At 66.3% G+C, this 22,646-nt stretch carries 15 protein-coding genes and 1 pseudogene; 5 read left to right on the forward strand and 11 right to left on the reverse strand.

The window, feature by feature from the left end:
- The first annotated feature begins 47 nt into the window (after window positions 1–47).
- From infB to pnp, 5 genes are all read left to right on the forward strand, one after another.
- Window positions 48–2,687, forward strand: a complete 2,640-nt coding sequence (gene infB / locus ACXJJ8_RS14545; RefSeq protein ID WP_499031454.1) for a translation initiation factor IF-2 — start codon at window positions 48–50, stop codon at window positions 2,685–2,687.
- Between the two features lie 18 nt (window positions 2,688–2,705).
- On the forward strand, window positions 2,706–3,068 hold the full coding sequence (rbfA, locus tag ACXJJ8_RS14550; protein ID WP_499031509.1) for a 30S ribosome-binding factor RbfA: 363 nt from the start codon (window positions 2,706–2,708) through the stop codon (window positions 3,066–3,068).
- A gap of 5 nt (window positions 3,069–3,073) precedes the next feature.
- Entirely contained in the window at window positions 3,074–4,060 is a 987-nt protein-coding gene (gene truB, locus ACXJJ8_RS14555) for a tRNA pseudouridine(55) synthase TruB (protein ID WP_499031457.1), read from the forward strand.
- Between the two features lie 144 nt (window positions 4,061–4,204).
- Window positions 4,205–4,465 (forward strand): 30S ribosomal protein S15, encoded by a 261-nt coding sequence (gene rpsO / locus ACXJJ8_RS14560; RefSeq protein WP_232897984.1) that lies wholly within the window; start codon window positions 4,205–4,207, stop codon window positions 4,463–4,465.
- A gap of 125 nt (window positions 4,466–4,590) precedes the next feature.
- The gene (gene pnp / locus ACXJJ8_RS14565; RefSeq protein WP_499031461.1) at window positions 4,591–6,699 is read left to right on the forward strand and encodes a polyribonucleotide nucleotidyltransferase; all 2,109 of its coding nucleotides are present in this window, start codon (window positions 4,591–4,593) and stop codon (window positions 6,697–6,699) included.
- Between the two features lie 268 nt (window positions 6,700–6,967).
- Here the strand turns inward: pnp and ACXJJ8_RS14570 are convergent, their stop codons facing one another.
- The 11 genes and pseudogenes from ACXJJ8_RS14570 to ACXJJ8_RS14620 form a co-directional block, all read right to left on the reverse strand.
- Window positions 6,968–7,375, reverse strand: a complete 408-nt coding sequence (locus ACXJJ8_RS14570) for a VOC family protein (protein WP_499031464.1) — start codon at window positions 7,373–7,375, stop codon at window positions 6,968–6,970.
- A complete protein-coding gene (locus ACXJJ8_RS14575) occupies window positions 7,372–7,860 on the reverse strand; it encodes a helix-turn-helix domain-containing protein (protein ID WP_499031466.1) in 489 nt (162 codons plus the stop codon). Before ACXJJ8_RS14575 ends, ACXJJ8_RS14570 begins: the two co-directional genes overlap by 4 nt.
- A gap of 218 nt (window positions 7,861–8,078) precedes the next feature.
- Window positions 8,079–11,972 (reverse strand): PAS domain S-box protein, encoded by a 3,894-nt coding sequence (locus ACXJJ8_RS14580; protein WP_499031469.1) that lies wholly within the window; start codon window positions 11,970–11,972, stop codon window positions 8,079–8,081.
- A gap of 143 nt (window positions 11,973–12,115) precedes the next feature.
- Window positions 12,116–13,087: a lysylphosphatidylglycerol synthase transmembrane domain-containing protein gene (locus ACXJJ8_RS14585; RefSeq protein WP_499031473.1), complete on the reverse strand. Its 972-nt coding sequence runs from the start codon at window positions 13,085–13,087 to the stop codon at window positions 12,116–12,118.
- The gene (gene clsB, locus ACXJJ8_RS14590) at window positions 13,084–14,301 is read right to left on the reverse strand and encodes a cardiolipin synthase ClsB (protein WP_499031476.1); all 1,218 of its coding nucleotides are present in this window, start codon (window positions 14,299–14,301) and stop codon (window positions 13,084–13,086) included. The genes ACXJJ8_RS14585 and clsB overlap by 4 nt, the downstream gene beginning before the upstream one ends.
- Entirely contained in the window at window positions 14,298–15,041 is a 744-nt protein-coding gene (locus ACXJJ8_RS14595; RefSeq protein ID WP_499031479.1) for an endonuclease/exonuclease/phosphatase family protein, read from the reverse strand. Before ACXJJ8_RS14595 ends, clsB begins: the two co-directional genes overlap by 4 nt.
- A gap of 54 nt (window positions 15,042–15,095) precedes the next feature.
- Window positions 15,096–16,199, reverse strand: coding sequence for a DNA polymerase IV (gene dinB / locus ACXJJ8_RS14600; protein WP_499031512.1), 1,104 nt, complete (start codon window positions 16,197–16,199; stop codon window positions 15,096–15,098).
- A complete protein-coding gene (locus ACXJJ8_RS14605; RefSeq protein WP_499031482.1) occupies window positions 16,190–17,464 on the reverse strand; it encodes a hypothetical protein in 1,275 nt (424 codons plus the stop codon). The genes dinB and ACXJJ8_RS14605 overlap by 10 nt, the downstream gene beginning before the upstream one ends.
- A 112-nt stretch (window positions 17,465–17,576) precedes the next feature.
- Window positions 17,577–18,947: a hypothetical protein gene (locus tag ACXJJ8_RS14610; RefSeq protein WP_499031484.1), complete on the reverse strand. Its 1,371-nt coding sequence runs from the start codon at window positions 18,945–18,947 to the stop codon at window positions 17,577–17,579.
- A 110-nt stretch (window positions 18,948–19,057) separates the two neighbouring features.
- Window positions 19,058–19,837: pseudogene (locus ACXJJ8_RS14615) on the reverse strand (ribonuclease H-like domain-containing protein); the annotation flags it as partial.
- Between the two features lie 68 nt (window positions 19,838–19,905).
- Window positions 19,906–22,311, reverse strand: a complete 2,406-nt coding sequence (locus tag ACXJJ8_RS14620; protein WP_499031486.1) for a DEAD/DEAH box helicase — start codon at window positions 22,309–22,311, stop codon at window positions 19,906–19,908.
- Between the last annotated feature and the right edge of the window lie 335 nt (window positions 22,312–22,646).

Consider the following 22,646-nt stretch of genomic DNA (forward strand, 5'->3'; position numbering starts at 1 on the left):
CCTTTCCAGCCCGGGGCATGTCTCCCCGGGCCACCAACGGACACCGAATGTCGCAGCAAACCACCATCCGCAAGTTGGCCGAACTGGTGAACACGCCGGTCGAGAAACTGCTGGAGCAGCTGTCCGAAGCGGGCATGGCCTTCAGCGGTCCCGACCAGGTCGTGACCAGCACCGAGAAGATGAAGCTCCTCGGTTTCCTCCGGCGCACGCACGGCAAGGGCGAGGCCCCTGCCGAGGAAAGCGACGCGTCGAAGAAGATCACGCTCAACCGCCGCAAGGTGCAGGAAGTGACGGTCGCCTCCGGCCGCACCAAGAGCACCGTGGCCGTCGAGGTCCGCCAGAAGCGCACGTACGCAAGGCCCGCGGACGGCGCCCCGGCAGTCGACAGCTCGCCCGCCGCGCAGGCCGCCATCGCCCAGGCCGATCCCGAGCGCGCCGAGATCCTGCGCAAGCTCGAGGAATCGCGCCAGCGCAACCTCAGCGAACAGCAGCGCCTCGCCGAGACCGACGCCAAGCGCAAGGCCGACATCGATGAACGCCGCCGCCTCGAAGAGGAAGCCGCCGAGCGCGAACGCCAGGCGGCCGCCGCCGCTGCCGCCGCCGCCGCGGAAGCCGTCGTCGCCGAAGAGTCCGCCAAGCCGAAGGCCGGCCACCATGGCAGCCATCATCCGAAGCCGGCCGCGCCGCGCGTGGACGACAAGGCCGCCGCGCACAAGGGCAAGGGCAATGCCGGCGCACCCAATCGCGGCTCGCACGCGATGGTCACTTCGATCGAAGACGACGACAACGCCGCGCGCTTCGCGGGCCAGTTGCACCTGAGCGCGCAGGAACGTGCGCGCCGCGGTGCCTCGCGCGGCCGTCCGAAGCAGCGTCGTTCGCTCGACCAGTCGCGCACCGGCACGGGCTTCACCCGTCCGACCGCGCCGATCGTGCGCGAAATCGCCATCGGCGATGCCATCACCGTGGGCGATCTCGCCCAGAAGCTCGCGCTCAAGGGCGGCGAGGTGGTGAAGCAGCTGTTCAAGATGGGCGTCATGGCGACGATCACGCAGTCCATCGACCACGACACCGCGGTGCTCGTGACCGAAGAGCTCGGCCACCGCGCCGTGCACGAGGATGCCGGCGACGTCGAAGACGTCTTGCTCGCGCACACCGAAGACCAGCAGGGCCTGCGCGAATCGCGTCCGCCGGTGGTCACCATCATGGGCCACGTCGACCACGGCAAGACCTCGCTGCTCGACTACATCCGCACCACGAAAGTGGCCGCGGGCGAAGCCGGCGGCATCACGCAGCACATCGGCGCGTACCACGTCGAGACCAACCGCGGCACGATCAGCTTCCTCGACACGCCGGGCCACGCGGCGTTCACGCAGATGCGTGCGCGCGGCGCGAAGATCACCGACATCGTGGTGCTGGTGGTCGCGGCCGACGACGGCGTCATGCCGCAGACGATCGAAGCGGTGCAGCACGCGAAGGCGGCGGGCGTTCCGTTGATCGTCGCGGTCAACAAGATCGACAAGCCGGGCGCCGATCCGCTGCGCATCAAGAACGACCTGCTCGCGCAGGGCATCGTGGCCGAAGAGTTCGGCGGCGATACGCAGATGGTCGAGCTCTCCGCCAAGACCGGCTCGGGCGTCGACAACCTGCTCGATGCGATCTCGCTGCAGGCCGAAGTGCTCCAGCTCACGGCCGTCCGCGAAGGCCGCGCCAGCGGCACGGTGATCGAGTCCTCGCTCGACAAGGGCCGCGGCCCGGTCGCGACGGTGCTCGTGCAGCAGGGCACGCTCCGCAAGGGCGATTACCTGGTCTGCGGCATCCAGTACGGCCGCGTGCGCGCGCTGTTCGACGAAACGGGCAAGCAGGTGCCGGAAGCGGCGCCGTCGATCCCGGTGCAGGTGCTCGGCCTGTCGGGCGTGCCCGATGCCGGCGACGACTTCACCGTGGTCGAAGACGAACGCCTGGCGAAGGACGTCGCGCAGCAGCGCGATGCCAAGCGCCGCGAAACGCGCCTCGTCAGCCAGGCGGGTAACCGCATGGAAGACATCATGGCGCAGATGGGCGAGGGCGCTGCGCAGCAGACGCTCAACCTGCTGGTCAAGGCCGACGTACAGGGTTCGGTGCAGGCCCTGCGCGAAGCGCTGACCGGTTTGTCGAACACGCAGATCCGCATCAACGTGATCGGCGGCGGCGTGGGCGGCATCACCGAGTCCGATGCAACGCTTGCGGCCACGTCGAAGGCGACGGTCATCGGCTTCAACGTCCGTGCCGATGCCTCGGCGCGCAAGGTGATCGAATCCAACGGCGTCGACCTGCGTTACTTCTCGATCATCTACGACGTCATCGACCAGGTGAAGCAGATCGCCTCGGGCGTGCTCGGCAAGGAGATCCGCGAAGAGATCATCGGCATCGCGCAGGTGCGCGATGTGTTCCGCAGCTCGAAGTTCGGCGCGGTGGCCGGTTGCATGGTCATCGAGGGCGTGGTCAAGCGCACCAAGCCGATCCGCGTGTTGCGCGACAACACCGTGGTCTTCGAAGGCGAACTCGAATCGCTGCGCCGCTTCAAGGAAAACGTCGACGAAGTGCGCAACGGCACCGAGTGCGGCATCGGCGTCAAGGCGTACAACGACGTCAAGGCCGGCGACCAGATCGAATGCTTCGAACGCATCGAGGTGCAGCGCACGCTGTAAGGCGTGCGTGCAGTGTCCATGGCGCAGAAAAGCTTCCATCGCACCGACCGCGTCGCTGCCCAGCTCCGTCGCGAGCTGGGCATGCTGGTCCACGCGGCCGTGCGCGAGCACGGCCTGGGGTCGACCAGTGTGTCCGACGTCGAAGTCACGCGCGACATGGCGCACGCCAAGGTGTTCGTCACCGTCCTGCAGCCCAAAAAGGCCAAGGAAACGGTGAAGGCGCTGAGCGCGCTCGCGCCCGAGATCCGCTACCGGCTCGCACAGGCAATGAAACTGCGCCACGTGCCGGAGCTGCATTTCCATTACGACGATTCGGTCGACAAGGGCGAGCGCATCGAGCAGCTGCTGCGCGACGCCCCGACTCCGGGCGACGAGGCCTGAGCCGCTTGAAGTCGCCGGGTCCGAAGACATCCTTTCGGAAGCTCGACGGAATCCTTTTGCTCGACAAGCCCCAGGGCCTGAGTTCCAACCAGGCCCTGCAGCGCGTGCGGCATCTGTTCCGCGCGGACAAGGCCGGCCACACCGGCAGCCTGGATCCGCTCGCCACCGGCCTGCTGCCGGTGTGTTTCGGTGAAGCGACCAAGATCGCCGGCGGCCTGCTGGGCGCGCGCAAGGCGTACGAAACCGTCGCGCACCTGGGCATCACCACCGACACCGACGACGCCGAGGGCCAACCCTTGCGCGAACGCCCGGTCCCACACCTCACGATCGCGCAGCTCGACACCGCGCTGCGCACGCTCACCGGCCTGGCGCAGATGCAGCGCCCGCCGATCTATTCGGCGCTCAAGCGCGGCGGCGAACCGCTGTACGCGCGCGCGCGCCGCGGCGAGATCGTCGAAGTTGAACCGCGCCCGGTCGACGTCCACGCCTTCGACCTCATTTCCTCCGCCGACCTGCTGCACGGCCAGATGCCGCTGCTGCGCCTGCGCGTCGAATGTGGGTCGGGCACCTACGTACGCAGCCTCGTGCGCGACCTGGGCGAAGCGCTGGGGTGCGGCGCCCACGTCGCGCAGCTGCGTCGGCTCTGGGTCGATCCCTTCCGCGACCCGCGGATGTGGACCCTCGAAGCCCTGCAGGAACTGGCCGAGCGCGGCGAACGCATGCTCGACGCCTGCCTGCTGCCGATCGAAACCGGCATGGCCGCATGGCCGGGCCTGCATGTCAGCGACGCGCAGGCCCATCGGCTGGCGCGCGGGCAGGCGGTCGAAGGATTCCGCACCAAGCCCGGCAGCGTCGCCCTGTACGACGAAGCTGGGCGGGCACTGGGCCTGGGCGAAGTCGACGGGGAAGGGCGGCTGCGTCCGCAGCGCCTGTTCACGTGGGCCGCGGCCCTCGGGCAACCCGCGGCGAACGTGTCTAAACCCTTGTCCTGAAAGGCCTGCGAGGCTTACAATCCCGCGGCTATTTGTTCCAATCGCAACACTTATGTCGTCCCCTCAACAGGCGGGCACGCGGTGCGCACCGGTCGCGACATTCCGGTCGTTCCTGCAAGCCTCGCATCCAGGAGTTAGCAAGCAATGTCCATCGATTCCGCGAAAGTCATCAGCGAACACAAGCGCGGCGACAACGACACCGGTTCGCCGGAAGTCCAGGTCGCCCTGCTCACGGCCCGCATCGAGCAGCTCACGGGCCACTTCAAGACGCACAAGCAGGATCACCACAGCCGTCGTGGCCTGCTGATGATGGTCAACCGTCGACGCAGCCTCCTCGACTACCTCAAGCGCAAGGACAACGAGCGCTACAAGGCCCTGATCGAGAAGCTCGGCCTGCGCCGATAAGCGATCCCCGAACCGCGGCGCAGCGATGCGCCGCGGTTTTGTTTTTGGCGTCGCCAATGGCGCCAGCCGCAGCCGGCAAGGGTCGGTTGAGGTCCATCCGCTAGCAACATCCAAGGAATACACCCGTGGCGAAAATCACCAAGACCTTCCAGTACGGCAAGCACGAGGTCACCCTCGAAACCGGCGAGATCGCGCGCCAGGCCTCCGGCGCCGTCGTCGTCAAGATCGATGGCACCGTACTGCTGGTCACCGCCGTCGCCGCCAAGTCGGCGCGCGAGGGGCAGGACTTCTTCCCGCTCACCGTCGACTACCAGGAAAAGTTCTACGCCGGCGGCCGCATCCCCGGTGGCTTCTTCAAGCGCGAAGGCCGCCAGACGGAGAAGGAAACGCTGATCTCGCGCCTGATCGATCGCCCGATCCGCCCGCTGTTCCCCGAGGAATACAAGAACGAAGTCCAGATCATCGCGACGGTGATGTCGCTGAATCCAGAAGTCGACGGCGACATCGCCGCGCTCATCGGCGCATCGGCCGCGCTGTCGCTGGGCGGCACGCCGTTCCAGGGCCCGATCGGCGCCGCCAAGGTCGGTTACAAGAACGGCCAGTACATCCTCAATCCCTCGACGAGCGAACTGGTCGACAGCGAACTCGAACTCGTCGTTGCCGGCACGTCCAACGCCGTGCTGATGGTCGAGTCCGAAGCGAAGGAACTGTCCGAAGACGTGATGCTCGGCGCCGTGATGTTCGGTCATCGCGAGCTGCAGAAGGTCATCAACGCGATCAATGAACTCACCGTCGAAGCCGGCACCAAGCCCTCGACGTGGACCGCGCCGGCCAAGAACGCCGCGCTGATCTCCGCGATCCAGGAAGCGTGCGGCACGCAGCTCTCGCAGGCCTACCAGATCCGCCACAAGGGCGAGCGCAAGGACGCCATCTCGGCGATCAAGAAGGACACCTGGTCCACGCTGACGGGCCGTGCCGAAGCCGAAGGCTGGACGCAGGCCGACTTCGCGAAGGAATTCGGCGAACTCGAATACAACACCATGCGCAACTCGGTGCTGTCCTCGAAGGTCCGCATCGACGGCCGCGCGCTCGACACCGTCCGCCCGATCAACTCGCAGGTCGGCATCCTGCCGCGCACGCACGGCTCCTCGCTGTTCACGCGTGGCGAGACGCAGGCGATCGTGGTCGCCACGCTCGGCACCGCGCGCGATGGCCAGATCATCGACGCCGTCGGCGGCGAGTACAAGGAACACTTCCTGTTCCATTACAACTTCCCGCCTTATTCGGTCGGTGAAGCCGGCCGCATGATGGGCCCGAAGCGTCGCGAAATCGGCCACGGCCGCCTCGCCAAGCGCGGCGTGCTCGCCGTGATGCCGTCGATGGAAGAGTTCCCGTACACGATCCGCATCGTGTCGGAAATCACCGAATCCAACGGTTCCTCGTCGATGGCTTCGGTCTGCGGTTCCTCGCTCGCGCTGATGGACGCCGGCGTGCCGGTGAAGGCGCCGGTCGCGGGTATCGCGATGGGCCTGGTGAAGGAAGGCGAGCAGTACGTCGTCCTCTCCGACATCCTCGGTGACGAAGACCACCTCGGCGACATGGACTTCAAGGTCGCGGGTACGCAGAAGGGTATCTCCGCGCTGCAGATGGACATCAAGATCCAGGGCATCACCGAAGAGATCATGAAGGTCGCGCTGCAGCAGGCGAAGGCCGGCCGCCTCCACATCCTCGGCGAGATGGCCAACGCCATCACCACGCCGCGTGGGGAGTTGTCCGAGTTCGCGCCGCGCCTGCTCACGATGAAGATCCATCCGGACAAGATCCGCGAAGTCATCGGCAAGGGCGGTTCGACGATCCAGGCGATCACGAAGGAAACCGGCACGCAGATCGACATCCAGGATGACGGCACGATCGTCATCGCGTCGGTCAACGCCGCCGCAGCCCAGGCGGCGAAGGCGCGCATCGAGCAGATCACGTCCGACGTCGAGCCGGGCCGCATCTACGAGGGCAAGGTCGTCAAGCTGATGGACTTCGGTGCGTTCGTGACGATCCTCCCGGGCAAGGACGGTCTGGTCCACGTTTCGCAGATTTCCAACGAGCGCGTCGAGAAGGTCAGCGACAAGCTCAAGGAAGGCGACGTGGTGAAGGTCAAGGTCCTCGAGGTCGACAAGCAGGGCCGCATCCGCCTGTCGATGAAGGCCGTCGAAGAAGGCGAGGGCGTCACGGCCGAGTAATCGCCGCGCGCCAGTTTCGCAATACGAGAAAGCGGGCTTCGGCCCGCTTTTTCTATGTGCGTGTGTGGCGGAATTAGAGCGCGTTCGAAACTTATTGGCGCGCCGCCCGAACGTGTGAAGTTCCAAATTTTTTTGGGAAAAAAATTTGAAACTCCCCACGCTGGGGCATTACCTTGCGGGTCGCTTCGATCAGGGGGCTTTCGCCCGGGCGCTTGTTGGGGGCTGCAAAGCTAGCTTTGCAGGAAGCCGATCGTTTTCGTTAACGCGCCTACTTGCGCGCTTCGATCATCTTCCAGCCGTTGCCCGAAGGATCGCGAAAGCCTGCGTCCACGGCGCCGTAGCGCTCCGTCGGTTCTTGCGTGAACTCGACACCCTTGTCGCGCATGCGTGCGTACGCCTTGCGACAGTCGTCGACGATCAACACCAACGGCGGCATCGCGCCCTTGGCGACGAGCTCGCGCGCGCTCTGCGCTGTCGCCTCATCCAGCACCGACGCTTGCGGCGCGAACAGGCCCAACTGGAACGACGGCTGCTCCGGGTGTTGCACCGTCAACCAGCGATAGTCCCCGTTGCGCGCATCCGTGTGCACCTGGAAACCGAGCTTGTCGACATAGAACTGCAGCGCTTCTTCCTGATCGCGCACATACACTCCAACAACTCCGACGCCCTGGCTCATGTGACCTCCTTGGTAGGTGCGGCGATCCTACGTCCCGCCTCACGTCGGCGCTTCTCCGAAACTGCGATGGTGAGCTTCGGCCGCTGCGCAGCCTTGAGATGACACACCGGCACGGCCTCCGGCGCATGCGACGCTGCGCGCTCCCGCGCACGCAGCGCACCCGGACTCTCGCCGGTGATATCGCGAAACGTGCGCCCGAATGTCCCCAGGCTGCTCCAGCCCGTCTGGAACGCGATGTCGGTGATCGGCAAATCGGTGTCCCGCAGTAGCGACGTCGCACGCTCGATGCGCCGCGTGAGCAGGTAACGATGCGGCGGCACACCGAAGGCTTCCTTGAACGACCGCGCGAAATGCGCCTCGGACACCGCACTCACCTGCGATAGACGCTGCACGGGCCACTCCTCGTGCGAGGAGGCATCCATCCGATCTTTTGCGCGCAGCAAGCGGCGCAGAAGCTCGGGATCCAGGGGAGGGCGGGCGGCCATGTCCGAAGTCTATCGAACGCGCACGCCCAACAACGATCGGTCTCCTGCAAAGCTTGCTTTGCAGCCCCCAAAGAACGCTCGGGCGAAAGCCCCTGATCGAAGCGACCCGCAAGGTAATGCCCCAGCGTGAGTAGTTTCAGATTTTTTTCCAAAAAAAATCTGGAACTAATCACGTTCGGGCGACGCGCAAATCGGTTTCCGAGCGCGCTTTCGCGCAGTCAATGCAAAGCATCCAGCCGAGCCAACAACATCCCCGGATCCACCGGCTTCACCAAATGCGCATCGAACCCACAAGCAGCCGACCGCACCCGATCCGCATCCGACCCCCAACCCGTCGTCGCCATCACCGCGATCTTGTCCCCATCCGGCATCGCGCGAATCTGCTGGCACGTCTCGTACCCATCCAACGTCGGCATCCCCAGATCCAACAACACCACATCCGGCCGCCGCTCCGCGATCGCATCCAATGCCGCCCGCCCGTCGTAAACGGTGCGCACATCGTGCCCCCGCATCTGCAGGAACAAGGCCATCGAATCGGCACTCTCATGATTGTCGTCGGCGACCAGGATCGACATCGCATGCCGATGCCGCACGACCGGCCACTCGCCCGTTTCTTCGATGCGCGCCCCCGGCGCCAATGGCAAACGCACGACGAACTCGCTGCCTTGCCCGAGCCCCCCACTGCGCGCCTCCACCGTCCCGCCATGCTGCTCGACCAGACTCTTCACCAACGTCAGCCCGATGCCCAGCCCGCCCTGCGAATGCGCGCGCCCATGCTCGCTCTGCGTGAACATGTCGAACACCTGCGTCAACATCTCCGCCGCCAGCCCGATCCCGTCGTCGCGCACGCGCACTTCGACCATCTCGCCGTCCCGCACGGCGTGCAAGGTGATGTTCCCACCTGCGGGCGTGTATTTCGCCGCATTGTTGAGCAGGTTGGTGAACACCTGCGCAAGCCGCATCGGATCGGCCTCGAGCGGCAAGGACTCGGCCGTCGCCTCGACATGGAAATGATGATTCGCCTGCTCGAGCAACGGCCGGCTCGTTTCGATGGCGCTATCGAGCACGTCGCGCATCGTCACGCGTTGCTTGCGCAACTCGATCTCGCCGCGCGTGATGCGCGAGACTTCCATCAGGTCGTCGACCAGTCGGATCATGTGCGAGACCTGGCGTTCCATCATCCCGTGCAGCTTGTGCAGTTGCGCGTCCTCGCCTTCGGTCGCGCGCAGGATGTGCAGGCAGTTGCGCAGCGGCGCGAGCGGATTGCGCAGCTCGTGGGCGAGCGTTGCGAGGAACTCGTCCTTGCGGCGATCGGCGGCGCGCAGGTCTTCCAATGCCTGGCGGCGTTCGATCAGGTCGGCGGCTTGGCGCGCGAGGATGTCGAGCAATCGCAGGTCGCGATCGGCCGGCATGTGCGGACGCGTCCAGTGCGTCGAAATCATGCCGACGATCTGCCCATCGCGCGCGAACAGGGGCGTGCTCTGCACGGCCGCGATGCCGGTCCGGCGATAACGATCCAGGTCGGCCGATCCTTCCATCGACACCTGGTGGCCGAGGTCGTCCAGGATCATGCGGTGCCCGGCGCGCATCGCCTGTGCGCTGCAACTCTGCGAAGCAGGGCCGGCGTCGATCCACGTCCATTCGGTGGCCGACTGCGGCGTGAAGCCGCGCGAAGCCAGCAATTCCAGTTCACCACCGTTGCCGCGTTCGGGATGCAGCCGCTGCAGCACGGCGAATTGCGACCGCATGATCGCCATCGCTGCAGCGACGATATTTTCGTACAGCGCATCCTCGCTTTCCTCGTGCACGAGTTCGGCGCTGATGCTTTGCAGCAGCGTGGCATCGGCGAGTTCTTCGTTCAGGCGCGCCTCGCTTTCGCGCACCGCGGCCTCGGCGCGGGCGCGCGCGATCGCAGCCCAAGTACGCTCCGCCGTTTCTTCGATCAATGCGATCTCGTCGCCGGCCCAGAGCCGCGGCGTCGCCTGGTGCACGCTCAACAACGCAGCCAGTCGGCCGCGCTTCACTTGGGGAACGCTGACGTGTGCACGCACCTGGACGCGCTCGTAAGCCTCGCGCTGCGGTTGCCCGAGCGTGCTGGAGGCGTTCGCGTCGTCGAGCACCACCGTGCGCCCCGCGCGCAGGCGTTGGCCGATTTCATCGCCGAACGCCGCCAATTCATGGCCGGCTTCGGCGGTCGATGCGTCGTCGCGGCAATGGTCGGTGTGGACCTTGACCGCGTGCCCGTCGTCCGACATCTGCGCGTACAGCGTGCGATCGGCGCCCAAGTGTTCGCACAGTGCGGTCGCCGCCGTGCACTGGATCGCGGCCGGATCCGACAGCGGCCGCAACAGGTCGCTCAACGACACGCGGAACGCGGCACGCGCGGCCGACCGGCGCATCAGTGCTTCGGCGCGCTTGCGCTCGGTGATGTCCAGCGCCATCGCCACCACGTAGCGCCGCCCGTCCTTCAGCAGGCCGGGCGAAGAGGCATTGAGGCTCCACGTGCGCGGCTGGCCGTTGCGGGTCACGATCTCGATGTCGGTCTGCACCATCGCATGGTCGACGCCGAAGATGCGTTCGATCGCTTCATGGAATTCGCCGTCGCGGATGCCGTAGGCGCGTCGCAACCAATCCTGCAGGACGGCGGGATCGTTCTTCGTGTAGCCGGTCAGTTCGGTCCAGTGGCGGCTGAGGTTGAGGATTTCGCCATCGTCCGCGTGCAGGCACAGCGCGAGTGGCGCGTCTTCGACGGTGCGCCGCAACTGCGCTTCGTTTTCGCGCAGGCGATCCATCGCGCCGCGGCGCTCGGTGTCGTCGAAGTTCACGCCGGTCATCGCGACCGCGCGCCCTTCGGCGTTGTAGACCGCACGACCACGCGAAACGATCCAGTGCACGCTGCCGTCGGGCCAGACGACGCGGAAATCGGCGTCGTAGTCGCCATGCGCGGCGATGGTCTGCGTCAGGGCGGCGCGCATTGCATCGCGATCCTCGGGATGGATCAGCTCTTCGAAGGCGCGATGGAAGTCCAGGTTTTCATGCGCCTGCAGGCCGAAGTTCGCCTTGCATTGATCCGACGCTTGCGTTTCCAGCGTGGTCAGGTCGAGGTGCCAGGTGCCGAGGCGTCCCGTCTGCAGCGCGAGTTCCAGGCGATCGGCCTGGTCGCGCAACGAATGCTCCAGCCGTTTGTGTTCGCCGATGTCGATGACGACGGCCACCAATCCTTCGTAGCGCCCATCCGGCCCGCGCAGTGCACTCACGCTCGCGCTGCCCCACAGCGTCGTCCCGTCCTTGCGGCGATAGCATTTTTCGAGCGTGAGGTTCGGCATGCCGCCTTCCAGGCGACGCAGCGCTTCGATCGTGCCGTCGAGCGATTCGGGCTCGGTCACCTCCACCAGGTGCCTGCCGACCAGCTCGTCCTCGCGATAGCCGAGCATGCGGCACCAACAGCGATTGACGTAGGTCATGCGGCCCTCGCCATCGGCGACGAGCATGCCGACGACGCTCTGGTGCAGGATCGTACGCATGCGGCGCTCGCTGTCTTCGAGTCTGTCGGCGGCGTGCGCGCGTTCGATCCAGTCGGCGGCCTGGCGCGAAAGCAGATCCAGCAGCAGCAGGTCGCGTTCGCCCGGTACGCCGTCGCGGTGGTGCGTGGTCAGCACGCCGAGCACGCGCCCATCGCGTGCGAGCAGCGGCGCGGCCTGGATCGAGCGGATGCCGCTCGTCGCCAGGGCGTTGCGCGTGTCCGGATCGAAGAAGTGCGACAGCACGACGTCGTCCACCATCAACCGGCGCGCGCTGGTCGCGCATTCCTCGGCGAGCGCGCTGGTTTCGCTCGCACTGTGGTCATGCGCATCGGATGCAGCGGGGAGGCCGTGTTCGAAGCCGCGGCTGGCGATCAGATCGAGGCTGCCGTCCTCGCGCACCAATCGCAACTCGCCGCTCTGCGCGCCGGCGACGATCACCGCCACGCCGAGGACATCTTCCAGCAGTTGGTCTTCATCCTCATCGTCGCGCACCAGGCGCGTGCTCAGTTTCTGCAGGCGGCGCAGGTGGTCGATCTCGGTCTCGTGCAACTGCAGCGCGGTGCGCAGCGCGTGGGGCCAGTTGGTCAACGGGCCGAGCGGAGTGGCAGCCCAATCGAACGCGTGCACGCGCCGCAGCCAGTTGCCTTCCCCGGCGGGTCGCTCGGCATCTGGTCCATGCGTGTCCATCGGGTTCGACGGTGAATCGCGGATTCCTTGTCGTTTCGCAGACCCTACTGCTTCGCAACGGACGCGGGTGTGGAAGACGGCCGCCTGACGAGTTCGAGGCCCGCGTAGGCGAGGGTGGCCACCACCAGCGGCGTAAGGAAGTAGCACGCGCGATACGCGATCAGTGCGCCGATCAACTGCGGCGCCGGCACCCGGTCCCCGAGCAGGGCGATGAAGACCGCTTCGGCAACGCCGATCCCGGCGGGGATGTGTGCGATCGCGGTGGCGACCGCCGCCAGCAGCAATGCGCCGATGACCTGGGCATCCCCCACATGGGGGAGGAAGCAGCCCACGGTCAGGCCCATCAGGGTCCAGTTGGTCGTCGCCATCGCGATTTGCAGCAACGCAAGGCGGGCGGTGGGGAAGCGGAAGTGATGACCGCGCACATGGAAGACGCGCCCGTGGGTGGTGTGGCAGGCGACGACGTACGCAACGCCGATGCCGAGCATCACCACGCCGAGCGCGCGCATGCCGGCGCCGGGCCCCAGGCCGAAGACGTGGACGGGGAAATCGGCCGGGGGCACGATCGCGCCACTGGTGAACAACGCACCGGCGAGCACGAAGTAGCCGGCCCAGTTGGTCGCGACGCAGAACGCGATCACGCGCGTGATGCGCCCGATGGGCACGCCTTCGCGCGCATACATGCGCAGCCGGAATCCGGCGCCGCCGACGGCCGCGCCGATATTCAGCGCGAAGGTGTAGGCGATGAAGGAAATGAGCATGACGCGCGGGGTGGGGACGTCGTGCCCGGCGTACTGGCGTGCGGCCAGGTCGTAGCCGGTGTAGAGCAGGAAGCTCGCGGCCGTGAGCGCGAGTGCGACAGCGAGCGTGCGGGCGTCGAGATGCCGCAGCACATCGCCCACCGCAGGCCAGTCGATCGCCTTTGCCGCGTGCCACAGCAAATAGCCGACGCCGCAAAGGAAAACGCCGAAGAGCGCGCGCTTCGCGGGCGCAACCCAGGTGCGCCGATGTGTCATGGTGCGTCCGCCGGCGCGGTGACGCGCACCAGTTGCGGTGTATGCGCGGGCAACAACCCCGCCCAACGCGGGAACCGCCGCAGCACATGGAACAACAGCGGCCGCGTGAGCCCGGTCCACCATCCGCGTTTGCCGAGGGAGGCCGCGTCGACGGTGTGGCATTGCCGTTGGCGCAGCGCATCCAGGCTGGCGCGGAGTTGCGCCGCAAATGCCGCATCGCGTACGAACACGTTGGCTTCGAGGTTCAACGCCAGGCTCAATGGATCGAGGTTGCTCGACCCGATGGTCGCCCACTCGCCGTCGATCAACGCGACCTTGCCGTGGAAGGGCCGCTCGCAATACTCGACGATGTCCACGTGCGCGCGCAGCAGGTGGCGGTAGAGCGTCCGCGTGGCGGGGTGCGCGATGGGCGTGTCGGATTCGGCGGCGACGAGCAAGGTGACGCGCACGCCGCGGCGCGCGGCACGGCGCAGTTCGCGCAGGAACGCCCAGCCGGGGAAGAAGTACGCGTTGGCGATGAGGATTTCGCGCTTGGCCTCGCGGATCGCGCGGCGGTACTCGCGCTCGATGGAGGTGCGCCGACGGCGGTTGTCGCGGAGTTCGAACAGGACCTGCGCGTCGCCTGCGTGCGCGCGCGCCTGCTCGATCGCCGGATGTTTCCAGCGCTGGCCCGTCCCGTCGCCCGCAAGCGCCGCTCGCGCGAACGCCAGGATGTCGCCCACCACCGGCCCTTCGATTTCCACCGCGTAGTCCTGCTTCCCCTTCGGATCCACTTCCGCCAGATGGTCGACCGAATAGTTGATGCCGCCGATGAACGCGCGCGTGCCATCGACGATCAACAGCTTGCGATGCAGTCGCCGGAACACGTTGACGCGGATCCCGGCCCAGCCCGGATGCGGATCGAAGACATGCACGCGCACGCCGGCGGCCACGAGTTCGGAAACGAAGGTGGGCGAGAAATCCGGCGAGCCATAGCCGTCGACGGTGAGATCGACCTGCACGCCGCGATTCGCCGCCTGGATCAGCGCGCGTTGCAAGTCGCGGCCGACGGGATCCTCGAACAGGATGAAAGTCTCGATGATCACCTCGCGCTGCGCGCCGGCAATCGCGGCGAACGCGCGCGGAAAGAATTCCTCGCCGTTTTCCAGCAGCTGCACGCGATTGCCGGGACGCCACGGCCCCGGGGCGCGCGGCCGTCGCCAGCCGATGCTCACCACGCCACCTTGGCCATCAGCGGCACGTGGTCGGACAAGTGCGTCCAGGGTTTGCGCGTGAGCACCTTCATCTCCGTGGCGCGTGCGTTACGTACATACAGGCGATCGACCGGCAAGAGCGGCCAGCGTGCGGGAAAGGTCCGCGCATGCTTGCCCTGCGAAGCGAGGAACACTTCGGTGAGCCCGCAACTGTCGAGGATCGGATGGCCGCGACCGCGCCAATCGTTGAAATCGCCGGCGACCACCAGCGGCGCCGCACGCGGGATCGCATCGTGCACGATCTCGCACAACAGCCGCAGTTGCTTCTGGCGATGCGATTCGCGCAGGCCCAGGTGCACGCAGATCGCATGCAGCGAGTACGGGCCGTCGTCGACGTGCAACTGGCAATGCAGCAGCCCCCGTTCCTCGTGGCCGGTGATCGTGACGTCGCAATTGCGGTACGCGCGGATCGCATACTTCGACAACAACGCGTTGCCGTGGTGGCCATGCGGGTACACCGCATTGCGGCCATAGGCTGCATGCGACCAGATCGAATCGGCGAGGAATTCGTACTGCGGCTTCTCCGGCCACTCCGCCTGCCGGCGCTTGTGCAGTTCATGCTCGCCGAGCACTTCCTGCAGGAACACCAGGTCGGCGCCCACTTCGCGCACGGCTTCGCGCAACTCGGGCAGCACGAAGCGGCGCCCGAACAAGTCGAAGCCCATGTGGCAATTGAGGGTGAGGACGGTGACGGCCGGCACGGGGAGGGGCTCAGGAGAGGCCTGATTGTGTGGGCCGCGCCCGTGACGGGCGGGTCAGCCGAACAGGTCGGTCTGCACGGTGGCCAGCCGGTCGGCATCGATGAAGCCCGACAATCCCACGCCGACGAGGCGATAACGCGTACGTGAAGGCAAATCGACGCGTTCGCGCAGGGCGCACGCGATATCCGCGACGGCCTCCAGGGCGTTCGGCGGTTCAGGTGGCGTGAGGCTGCGCGTCAGGACGCGGAAGTCGTCGGTTTTCAATTTCAGCACGACGGTGCGCGCAATGCGGCCGTGGGGTTGCGCGCGTTCACGCTCGTATCCACGCCATGCCTTTTCCGCCAGGCGGCGAATGTGTTCTTCCATTTCCGGCAAACGCAGGTCGCGTTCGAACGTGTCTTCGGCGCTGATCTGCATCGTCGGGCGTTCGGATTGCACGGGATGATCGTCGATGCCGTGCGCCAGTTCGTGCAGGCGGCGTCCCCATCGGCCGAAGCGTTGCTCCAGCGCAGCGACGCCGAGCGTGCGCAAGTCCGTTACCGTCGTCACCCCGAGTTCGGCGAGCTTGCCTTCCATCACCTTGCCCACGCCCGGAAGGCGCCCGACCGGCAAGGGCGCGAGGAACGCTTCGACCTGGTGCGGACGGATGACGAAACACCCATCGGGCTTGTTCCAGTCCGACGCGATCTTCGCGAGGAACTTGTTCGGCGCAACCCCGGCCGACGCGGTGAGTTCGGTTTCTTCGCGGATCTGCGCGCGGATGGCCTGCGCGGTGGCGGTCGCGCTCGGCAAGCCGGTAAAGGTGTGCGTCACATCCAGATAGGCTTCGTCGAGCGACAGCGGTTCGATCAGGTCGGTATGGCGACCGAAGATTTCGCGCACCTGTTTCGAGACCGCCTTGTAGCGCACGAAATCCGGCGGCACGAACACCGCCTGCGGGCACAGGCGTTCGGCGCGCATCGCGGGCATCGCCGAGCGAACGCCGAACTTGCGCGCCTCGTAACTCGCCGCGCACACCACCGAGCGCGCACCGCGCCACGCCACGACCACCGGGCGACCGCGCAGTGCGGGATCGTCGCGTTGCTCGACGGACGCATAGAACGCGTCCAYGTCGACGTGCAGGATCTTGCGCTGTGGCGTCGCTTCGCTCACCGCCAGAACGGAATGAAATCGGCGTCGGGCGCGGCGTCGTGYGGGCCGCGCTGCGGCAGCGTGATCCCCAGGACGTGGCGCCCCTGCGGCAGCTGGCGCACGTCGATCATGGCGACGAGGGCGGGGCGGTTGGTGCGTGCGTCTTCGCCGATGTCGAATACCGGTGCGATCGGCTTGCCGTCCAGCGTGACCGGGCGCACGCGTTCGGCATAGCACTTCAATTGCGCATCCGCCGGCAGCGTGCCGCAGCGTGCATCCAGGGCGGGGCCGTCGCGGTCGGGCACCCACGGCACGATCAATTGCACGTACGGTCCGATGATGACGGCCGATTGGATGAACGGTGCGATCGGGCTGCGGGTCGGGTCGCGGCGGTCGTCGTAGTGCGCCGGGTCCACCGAACGCGACGGCAGTTCGTCTTCGTCGGGGAAGGCGTCGTAACTGCCGTAGGCATCGGGGTTGCGCGCGATGTAGTAACTCGTCGAAGCCGCGAGCGTGGCGAACATGAAGATCGTCGCGATCAACAGGATCGTCTTGCGCCGCCCGCGATGGCTCGACAACAGCGCGAGCGCCGGGTTGTTCGCCATTCCCACGCCGATCTTCGAATAGAAGCCCAGCACGCCGCGCAGTGCACGCGTTCCGAAACTGCCGGGCTGCATCCGGTCGCCGTAGCGCCGGTCGACGCCGACCGCGAGGCCGTAGGGAATCATCGCGAACGCCGCCGTCCACATGATCCATTGCGTCTTGGCGTGCAGGCCCAGGCGGGTTTCCAGCATCCACGACACCGCGATCACGGAACCGACGATCAGCGTCACCACGCACAGGATCGAGGCCAGCACCACGCCCATCGCGAAGACCATCGTCGCGCTGTTGTCCGCGCGGTCGATCGCGTCCTCCATCCGGCCCAGGCGCTTGCTTTCGAACTCGCGCGCGTTGGGGCCGAGGCGGAAGTTGTCCCAGTCCACGCCCTTCGGATAGATCGACAACATGCCCACCAGCGCGATCCAGCGCGCGCGCAGCAGCAGGTGGATGACGAAGGTGACGGCCAGGATGATCGCCGCACTCTTGGCGTAGACGTAGATGACGAAGAGCAACTTCGCCCAGCGGTCGACCAGGCGCGGTGTCCAGTCGAGGATGTAGCCATCGAGCAATTCGGGCAGTTGCAGCATCGCGAACACGGCGACGCCGGAGATCAGCAGCTCGACTTCCCACGTGGGCGTGGTGTGGCGGGGCAGCGTGGAGGCGCCGTCGTCGCGCGCGTCGTGTCCGGTCATGGCAAGCCCCTGCGGGAGTGCATGCAGGATGCCTGTATTCGCCCCCTGCATAAAGTCGCGGCCCCGGGTGTCATCCGGGGCCGCGGGGTGGAGCCTTGCGCCTGGCTGGAAATCAGGTCGGCGGTGGCAGGTAGAACTTGAACGGGCAGGGCGTGGGCTTGATCACCGTGACCGTGCCGCTGTTGATCTGCGTGATCCACGCGAGCAATTGCTCCTGCGGCGCCCGGTTGGGATCGCCGAGGGGCGTGTTGCCATCGGCGAGGAGCGCAGCATTCGCTTCGTTCAGCAGGGCCGTGATCGACTCGTTCGCGGGCTTGTAGAAGTTCGCCCCGCCAACGTAACCGGCGTCGATGTTGAGCCGCAGGATCGCCAACTGGCGGGACAACGCGTACGCCATGTTCGTAGTGCTTGCGTTGTTGACCCAGGTGACGAACGTCGCCCAGTTCTGCGCCTGCGTGGGCGTGGCCAGCGTGGTGGTCAGGTTCCAGTTGCTACCGCTGGAGGAACGCAGGTTCAACTGGTTGAGCGCGTTGAACTCGGGGTTCATCGTGCCGCCGTCGTTGACCTTCGTCTGTCCGGTTGCGGTAATCCACCAGGACTTCGGCTTGCCGCCGCTCTTGCAGTCGCAGTAGTTGCCGAACTCCACGGTCGTCGTCTGGCCCACGGTCAGCGTCAGGCCCGTGACCGGATTGGTCGGCGTGGCCGTCGGCGTACCGTTGACGACGGAGGCGGACTGATGCCACGTCCCGCCGCCCAGGCCTTCGGTGACCGAGTAAGTGAGCGTGGGATCCAGCCCGGTAATGCTCACGATGCCGTCGGGCGATTGCGTCAGTGCCGAACCCGCGCCACCGTCGCCGAGCGTCATCAGCCAGCCGAACAGCGGGATTTCATCCGAATCCCACTCGCCGTTGGCGTTGGCGTCGTAGAACTTGTAGATGCTCAGGTCGGCCGTTTCGGGTTGTTCGGCGGGCAGCTTGACGTGGAAGTTGTCGGTCTTGCTGTCGCTGTTCTTGAACGTGTTCCCGTTGGCCTCGTAATCCGACTTGCGCGTGATCCAGACCTTGTAGACGCCGCCGTTGTTGGGCGTGTTGTCATAAGGCGCCAGTTGCACCCGTACACCCGCGCAAGGCGGGTCGACGGTGTCGACAAGGTGGTCCACCGCGGACTGGGCCACGCCCCCCACGACCGTAAATTCGCGATGGTCGATCGTGTCGCTGCTCAGTATCACGCTGCCCGAGGGATTGGTGACCTGGAAGACATACGTGCCGTCCGGGATCGCGGCGGCATCGCAGTTCGCATTGGTCGGCCCACCGTTGAGGTAGACGTCTTCCTTGGCCTCGTACTGGTTGACGTTGACGTTGCCGTCGGTGTCCGTGGTGAAGATCGCGCCGCTGATCGCAGCTGCGAAGGCCGATGGTGCGAGGAAGGCGGATAGGAGGAAGGCTGCGGCACGCTTTCGCGTGCGGTGCGGATCGGTTGCCATGGTCGTGCCCCTACAGAGTGATCGCGACGGGAGTCGCAGCCAGTCGAACGGCGCGATCGCCACGCGACGGACGACCGTCCGTCGCGGCTTTCGGTGAATGGGGGCAAGCCTCAGCTTTGCACGCGTGCGAGACTCAGGTGACGCAGCAATCGCGAGAGCGACACGACATCCTGGTGATTGTGCGCGAGTACGCGGCGCAGCGTCTGCGCGCTTCCGCCGCGCAGGAACGACAACCAGGCGGCCGGCGCTTCGGAACCGGGCAGGTCGTCTTCACGCACGATGCGAAGCACCTGGCGTTCGATGGTCGCCAAGCGGCAGTTCTCGTAAACGCCGCGGTAGCGTCGGCGCGTCGGGTAGAGCAAATCGACGTGGGGTAACCCGAGGAGGGGATTGGTTTGGCGCGCGAGTCGATACCGCGTGGCGAGCAAGGGCGCGTCGTAGCACTTGCCGTTGTAGCTGACGAGCACCGTGTCGGGCGAGACCCATGTTCGGAATGCATCAAGCATCGCGGTTTCCGCGGACATCGTGCGCATCGTGAGTTGGCGGATGCGCAGCGCGCCGCCGTGCCAGTCGGCCGCGCCGATCATGAAGGCGCGCGTGCCCGTGCCGCCGGCCAGGCCGGTGGTTTCGGTATCGAAGAACAGCATGCGCGCGGGGTCGAGCGCGTCCTTGCGGTCGAAGGCGCCGCAGAAGGTTTCGGGCAGCGCATCGTCGGGGACGAGCGCTTCGCGCAGGTGCAGGCCGGGGGCGATTTCGACGCCGGGCAATGTGCGGTCGACGGAGGGCGCTGGGCCGATCGGTGTCGGCGCACGCACGCGCAACAGTTGTCGCAGTTGCTCGATCGCGAGCGCGCCTCTTCCCGCATCGCGCGGGGCCTGCGAAGTTAGTGCCGGCTCGCGCTGTGCGATATCGCCACCGGCTTGGCGCTTGAGTTGTTGCAACTTGTCGAGCGTGAGGCTCATGCCGCCTCCAACGCACCGAGCACACGCAATGCGAGGGCGCGCGGCGAATCGACGGTGGACTCCTGCATTTCGAGCACGGGCCCGACGCACGCGGGGCAACCGGCCTTGCAATCGCAACGCTCGATGAGTTCGCGTGCAAGGACGACGAGCTCGTGCTGGCGACGCCACAGCGGCTCGCTTTGACCGACGCCACCGGGATAGTTGTCGTAGAGGTAGACGGTCGGCACGAAGCGATCGTGCACGTTGGGATCGCCGACGCTGCCATCGGTGCCGCGCAACTGCCCGCGCCCGCGGCCGTCGGCGGTGGCGAACCACGCACCGTCGCCGCTGCCGACCGCCTTCTGCAGGTCGGCCGCATCGGCCATCACGGCGACCTTCGCGACCACGTGCAATGCATACGCCGCACCGAGGAAGCCATCGAGCGCATCCTGCCGCGACGCGAACCGCGCATCGAGCGTCTCCTGCGGCAACTGCCACCACAGCGAACTCGTGTGCATTTCCTGGTCGGGCAAGGTCACCGGGCCGTAGCCGATGTTCTCGTGCGTGTAATAGCGGATCTTCTTGTAACCGGCGACGCGACGCACGACGTGCACTTCACCGTGGTGGGACGTGCCCGCGCCCGCGATGCAACCATCGAAGCGTTCGAGCACCTTGAGCTTGGTGTAGTCGATGGCGTCGGTGTAATAGTCCACGTGGGTGCGCGTGACGTAGGCCTTGCGGCCTTCCCAGTCGAGGCGTTCGACCTGGTAGGGCGTGGACTGCACCATGTGGATCGCGCCTTCGTAGAGCATCAGCGGCGCGGAGGAGTAGTCGACTTCGGCGATGATCACCTGGCGGCCATCGGTGCGATCCACGACGACGAAGTTGCCGTCGGCCACCGAACGCAAACTCACGGCGTTGGCGGGATAGCTGTCGGCGATCCACTCCCAGCGGCCGCCTTCGGCGTGCACCACGCCATCCTGCGCGAGCAATTCGAGATAGACCGCAGGGTCGATCGGGCCGAAGCGTTCGCCTTCCAGGAACGGCAATTCGAACGCGGCGCAGCGGATGTGGTCGAGCAGGATCACCGGTTGGTCGGGCGCGATGCGCGCATGTTCCGGCGTGGAGGCGGAGAAGAATTCCGGATGGCGCACGACGTATTGGTCCAGTGGATCGGAGCTCGCCACCAGCACGCCGACCGAAGCTTGTTGTCGACGACCGGCGCGGCCGAAGCGTTGCCATGTCGCGGCGACGGAGCCGGGGTATCCGTTGAGCACGACGACGTCGAGGCTGCCGATGTCGACGCCGAGTTCCAGCGCGGAGGTCGACACGATGCCGTCGATGCGCCCTTCGCGCATGGCGCGTTCGGCTTCGCGGCGTTCGGTCGGCAGATATCCGCCGCGATAGGCGCGGATGCGCGCGGGTTTGCGGGGGTCGTGGTCGAAGACGTCCTTCAGGTATTTCGTCAGCACTTCGACCATCGTGCGCGATTGCGCGAACACGAGGGTCTTGAGGCCCGCGCGGATCGCGGTGCGCGCGATCTTGTTGCTCTGCGAGCGCGCGGAGGCGCGCAGGCCGAGGTCGGGATTCACCACCGGTGGGTTCCAGAGCAGCACGTGTTTGTCGCCGCTCGGTGCGCCGGAGTCGGTAATCGCGGTGACATCGTGTTCGATCAGGGTTTCGGCGTGGTCTTTCGGGTTGCCGATGGTCGCCGAGCACAGGATGAATTGCGGGTTGGCGCCGTAAAAGGCGCACACGCGGCGGAGGCGGCGCAGGACGTTGGCGAGGTGTGATCCGAAAACGCCGCGGTAGCTGTGGATTTCGTCGATGACGACGTACTGCAGGCCTTCGAAGAACTGCGCCCACTTGGTGTGGTGGGGGAGGATGCCCTGGTGGAGCATGTCGGGGTTGCTGACGACGATGTCGCCGTTGAGCCGGATGGCCTGGCGTTGGTCGCCGGGGGTGTCGCCGTCGAAGGTCGCGGTGCGCAGGCCGAGGTCGCCTGCGCGATTGAGCTCGATGAGTTCGGCGACCTGGTCTTGGGCGAGGGCCTTAGTCGGGAAGAGGTAGAGGGCTTTGGCTTGTTTCGTCATCGCCGCGGCGACGACGGGGAGGGTGTAGCAAAGGGATTTGCCGGACGCCGTCGGGGTGGCGACGACGAGGTGTTCGCCGCGTTGTGCGGCATCCCAGGCGTCGCGTTGGTGTGCATAGAGGGTGGTGACGCCGCGGGTGCGCAGGGCGTTCGCCAGTTTTTCGGGGAGTGTGTCGGGGAGGTCTGCGTAGCGGCCTTCGCGTGCGGGGATCAGGAAGTGGCCGGTGATCAGTGCGGCATGTTTGCCGGCGAGTTTGGTGGCGAGCAGGCCGCCGTCGCGGAGTTGCGGGGCAGGCGGTGCGGGGTGTTCGAACAGCGTCAGTGCCGACATCGATGCGTCTCCTTGCGACGGGCGATGTTGTAGGCGTGTGTTGTCTCAGAAGATGAGAACTTGGTTCGAAGGGGCTTCAGCGCTTAGGGATGTTCGTCGGCTCCAGTTGGGCGCATCGGCACGCCGTGTTGAAGGTCCTTTTGACTCCGTGAAAAGCAAACACTCCGCAAAAGGACCTTCAACACGACGCACCGCTGCGCACCACACCTGGTTGTTGCGCGACACAACGCGTTGAAAACCTTTCGTCGCGCGTCGTGCACGCGCGCCGACAGCCAGCACACCAGGCGGTCGGCACCTCGCCCGTCGAGGGCATCGCGGCATACGTGGTGCACTGT

This window comes from Lysobacter sp. P5_C4 (genome assembly GCF_054049695.1).

What these genes read in the sequence shown, in the direction of transcription:
- infB (WP_499031454.1), top strand. Translation starts at nt 48, where the DNA reads ATGTCGCAGCAAACCACCATCCGCAAGTTGGCCGAACTGGTGAACACG.
- rbfA (WP_499031509.1), top strand. Translation starts at nt 2,706, where the DNA reads ATGGCGCAGAAAAGCTTCCATCGCACCGACCGCGTCGCTGCCCAGCTC.
- rpsO (WP_232897984.1), top strand. Translation starts at nt 4,205, where the DNA reads ATGTCCATCGATTCCGCGAAAGTCATCAGCGAACACAAGCGCGGCGAC.
- ACXJJ8_RS14570 (WP_499031464.1), bottom strand. Translation starts at nt 7,375, where the DNA reads ATGAGCCAGGGCGTCGGAGTTGTTGGAGTGTATGTGCGCGATCAGGAA.
- ACXJJ8_RS14575 (WP_499031466.1), bottom strand. Translation starts at nt 7,860, where the DNA reads ATGGCCGCCCGCCCTCCCCTGGATCCCGAGCTTCTGCGCCGCTTGCTG.
- ACXJJ8_RS14585 (WP_499031473.1), bottom strand. Translation starts at nt 13,087, where the DNA reads ATGACACATCGGCGCACCTGGGTTGCGCCCGCGAAGCGCGCGCTCTTC.
- ACXJJ8_RS14610 (WP_499031484.1), bottom strand. Translation starts at nt 18,947, where the DNA reads ATGGCAACCGATCCGCACCGCACGCGAAAGCGTGCCGCAGCCTTCCTC.
- ACXJJ8_RS14620 (WP_499031486.1), bottom strand. Translation starts at nt 22,311, where the DNA reads ATGTCGGCACTGACGCTGTTCGAACACCCCGCACCGCCTGCCCCGCAA.